The organism is Oleiphilus sp. HI0123 (assembly GCF_001635315.1).
The window spans coordinates 1-3,956 of sequence record NZ_LWGE01001374.1 but is presented as its reverse complement, the minus strand read 5'-3'; the positions used below and the strand labels follow the sequence as shown (position 1 = coordinate 3,956).

At 45.0% G+C, this 3,956-nt stretch carries 5 protein-coding genes; 1 reads left to right on the top strand and 4 read right to left on the bottom strand.

Translation table 11 applies throughout. The features are described from left to right. Nucleotides 1–58 precede the first annotated feature (58 nt). The 4 genes from A3761_RS17370 to A3761_RS17355 all read right to left on the bottom strand — a co-directional run bounded on the left by A3761_RS17370 (nucleotide 59) and on the right by A3761_RS17355 (nucleotide 2,422). Complete coding sequence (locus tag A3761_RS17370) at nucleotides 59–739, bottom strand: flagellar hook assembly protein FlgD (protein ID WP_068508973.1); 681 nt, start codon at nucleotides 737–739, stop codon at nucleotides 59–61. Nucleotides 740–752: 13 nt separating this feature from the next. Next, nucleotides 753–1,196 (bottom strand): flagellar basal body rod protein FlgC, encoded by a 444-nt coding sequence (flgC, locus tag A3761_RS17365; protein WP_068508971.1) that lies wholly within the window; start codon nucleotides 1,194–1,196, stop codon nucleotides 753–755. A gap of 2 nt (nucleotides 1,197–1,198) precedes the next feature. Beyond that, a complete protein-coding gene (gene flgB, locus A3761_RS17360) occupies nucleotides 1,199–1,606 on the bottom strand; it encodes a flagellar basal body rod protein FlgB (protein ID WP_068508978.1) in 408 nt (135 codons plus the stop codon). 225 nt (nucleotides 1,607–1,831) lie between these two features. After that, nucleotides 1,832–2,422: a nitroreductase family protein gene (locus A3761_RS17355; protein WP_068508969.1), complete on the bottom strand. Its 591-nt coding sequence runs from the start codon at nucleotides 2,420–2,422 to the stop codon at nucleotides 1,832–1,834. Between the two features lie 203 nt (nucleotides 2,423–2,625). Between A3761_RS17355 and A3761_RS17350 the strand changes: the two genes are divergently transcribed. Next, nucleotides 2,626–3,956 (top strand): adenylate/guanylate cyclase domain-containing protein (locus A3761_RS17350; protein ID WP_231881250.1); only part of this gene is annotated, 1,331 nt, incomplete at its 3' end.

Below are 3,956 nucleotides of genomic sequence, written 5' to 3'. Positions count from 1 at the left end.
CTGATTCTTTTTGTCGTAATGATTACAATTATTTCGCACGCCAGACACATACTCATGCCTAGTTAATCTCTCTAACATCTTCTAAAGGAATAGCGCCCATACCGGCTAAGTTAAGCGAAATGGCACCACCAGTCCCGATCGATACGCTACTCACATTGGCGGAAAGCAAGGTCGTAATTTGACTTACATCTCCTCCTTGATTCGATTCAGCAGCGATCGTGTAATTGTCATAGGGCATCTGCTCCCCCTTGCTATTTGTTCCATCCCACGAGAATGGTACAGAACCGGCAAGTTGTTGCCCCATATCCACCTGATTAACCAACTCACCAGAACCGTTAAAGATACTTACCTTTAATGAACCTGTACTGGCTTCAAGATCAACCAATCCACTAATTGTTCCGTCTGCCGCCATGGGAGCTTCAGTACCTGGCACCAAAACCGTTCGCCCAACCATTGCAGAAGCCTGCAAAGCCTGACTAGACTGATACTGGGTTGCAAAACTTTCTACTTGCGAACTTAGTTTCTGCATTTCTTCAAGAGAGCTAAACTCTGCTAACTGAGAAATGAACTCACCATTATCTTGAGGGTCCAGCGGGCTTTGATTCTCCATCTGGGCAATCATCAACTCCATAAACTCATTCTGACCTAGATCAGACGAACCTTGTGTTTTGGTCGTCGGTTCATAGCGGTAGTCTGATAAAGCATCAGCAGAAGACACCGTTGTATTTATATCTGTCATAAGATTTAGCCCCTTACTGACCTAGCGTTAACAAACGCTGCATCATTGTTTTTGCCGCATCCATTACATCAATATTGGTTTGAAAGCTTCGAGAAGCAGAAAGCATGTCAGCCATCTCTTCAACGACATTTACATTCGGGTACATCACATATCCCTGCTCATCAGCCAACGGGTGGTCAGGCTGGTAACGCATATCCAAAGGTGCATCACTTTCAACAATCCCTTTTACTTCAACACCTACCGACTCAGGCGTCTGCTGTAAGAAATCCCCACCAACTGCCTGGCGCATGGCATCTTCTTGGACAGCCGAAAAGATGGGCTTTCGGGCGCGATATACTTCATCAATACTACTTGCCGCACTGTCTGCATTAGCAATATTACTAGCAGTGGTATTCAAGCGAATAGATTGAGCAGCCATGCCGGATCCGGCAATATCAAAAATCTGACTAAGAGACATATTTATTCACCCCGAATCGCATTGGTTAGTGACTTGAACTTGCCATTCAAAAACTGGAAGCTGGATTGGTATTGCAAGGTATTCTTCATAAACTCTGCCATTTCTTCTTGGGTATCAACGGTATTACCGTCAACAGATGGCTGGCTGGGCGTTCGATAAAGCAACTCATTGCTTCCGCTCGAGTTAGCATGAGGCAAGTGCTGTCCGTTCGTGGTCGCCATCTCGAGAGACTTTGCGCCTCCCTGGCTAGCCATTTCATTACCCAGGACCGCTTTGAAGTCTATATCTCTTGCCTTAAATCCGGGTGTATCTGCATTAGCCAAGTTATTAGCCAACACCTCAGCACGGTTAACACGTAACTCCAGCGCTTGTTCGTGAATTCCTAATGCATTGCTGAATGAAATCGACATCGATACTCCCACTTGCTTCATCATAAAGTTTCTACGATTAGATAAAGCAATTGCGATGCCAACCAATAAATATTTTTTTAATACTTAAAAATCAAATACTTATGGTTTTATGGAGTTTTTTAGATCGGCAATTCCTATCCTTTTAGATTTGCCGTTTTTTGAGGGAACAAGCGAAGATATCACCTGGGTTGACCCAATTTATAGTCAGAGGAAAATCGCCTAGCACTACCATGGGACAAAGTAATCCTTACTAGCAACAGGCGCTAACTTTTTGGCTTCGGCAAGCGGTGTACCAATATATAAGAAGCCCACGATAGACTCCTCGAGCGATAAACCCAGGCCTTGCTTCACGTCGCCATTCAATGCCATTTCTCCGGTACGCCAAATACCACCAAAGCCCTGCGCCTGAAGCGCTAACAACATATAACCCACCGCAACGCCGCAGGACACAACCTGCTCTTCGAAAGGTACTTTAGGGTGTTCGATGTTTTTGGACACAGCAACGATGATCTTGGGTGCCCGAAGCGGCATTGAGCGGTATTTATTTTCTTGCGCTTCACTAAGCTTTCCCTCATTCGCTTCAGCAGCCTGACAAAACAAATCACCCAGACGATGTAACGAGTCCCCTTCGATCACAAGAAATCGCCATGGCTTTAAGCATTTATGGTCAGGCGTCCTAAGCGCTGCTTGAAAAACAGTTTCCATTTGATCAGGGCTTGGGGCAGGAGCACTCAAGCGAGGATGAGAAACCCTGGACTTCAATATTTCCAACACCGCATGAGAGCCCGCCTCATCAATTGTTTTATGCTCATTCATACCCGCGTATCTCCTGCTTTAATATAAGCTACCTAACCTGCACTATTCTTTTCAGGTGAACATAATGATATAACCACATTTAGATCACGAAACCTTAGTGCAAGCGCTATTTCCCAAGAACGAAATTAAAACAGTGTAAGCAAAATTTGTCTATATATAAGGGAACTGATAACCTTTGCTGCTTATCAGAGATGTATGAAAAAATGATCCCATTGAAAATATCTAATAAAAAATCGTCAACACAGAATAAGGCGACACAACACTCCACCGACAAAATAGATACGCCACCGTCAGTCATGCCCGCATACAACGGCAGGGTTTTGGCTTATTTGACGTCTAGTATCACGATGGCGGTCGGTGTTCTTGAAGGACATTTCCACGACTACTTGATCTGGTTTATTCCTGCGGCCATGTTATGGCCACACCTTCTTTACTTTGTTATTAGACATTTAAAGCTAGAGCAAAGCGCTGCAGCACGTGAGAACACACTACTAATAGATGGCGCTTTGGTCGGTGTCATTATTGTACTAATTGACTTCAGCCCGACGGCAACCATATTCAATATTCTCATGGCGAGTTTTAGCTTCATCGTCGTTGGAGGTATGTCGACCTGGCTCAAAGGCAACCTAATCTTACTTACCTCCACCATTATTTCCTCCATGATATTCGGCCTTGACTTCGCGCCTCACGCACCAATGATTGTCGATCTAGTGGCCGGTATTAGCGCTACAGTCTATGTCTCGGTTACTGCTTACTATACCCACCAACAAGCCGAAGCCTTACATAAGGCCAAGCACCAGATTCAGACACAAAGAGAGCAGTCTATATCGCTTTCTCACAAGCTTGCTAAATACCTATCTCCACAAGTCTGGCAGTCAATTTTTACCGGCGAACGTGACGTGCGCCTGGAAACACAGCGCAAGCGTCTATCTATCTTCTTCTCTGACATCAAAGGTTTTACAGAGCTGTCGGAAGAAATGGAACCCGAAGGTTTGACCGAGCTGCTGAACAACTACTTCAACGAAATGTCGCAAATCGCCTTAAAATACGGCGGCACAATCGATAAGTTTATTGGCGACAGTATTATGATTTTCTTTGGTGACCCAACCAGTCGTGGCGCTAAAGAAGATACGATGGCTTGTGTTTCCATGGCAATTGAGATGCGTAAGCACATGAAGATACTGCGTCAAAAGTGGAAGAGCCAAGGAATCAAGACGCCACTGCAAATTCGGATTGGGATCAGTACGGGCTTCAGCACTGTAGGAAATTTTGGCGCTGAAAACCGCATGGACTACACCATTATCGGCAAGGAAGTTAACTTGGCTTCTCGCTTGGAAGCACTATCAGAGCCAGGCGAAATCCTGGTTTCTTACGAAACTTTCTCTCTGATAAAAGATAAGGTTATGTGTCGTGATAAGGGAGAGATTACCGTTAAAGGCTTCGCTAGACCCGTTCCGATTTATCAAATCGTTGACCTTAGACGCGATATCGGTGCCGGTCAGAGCTTCATAGAGCATGAAGCTGAAGGGTTTGC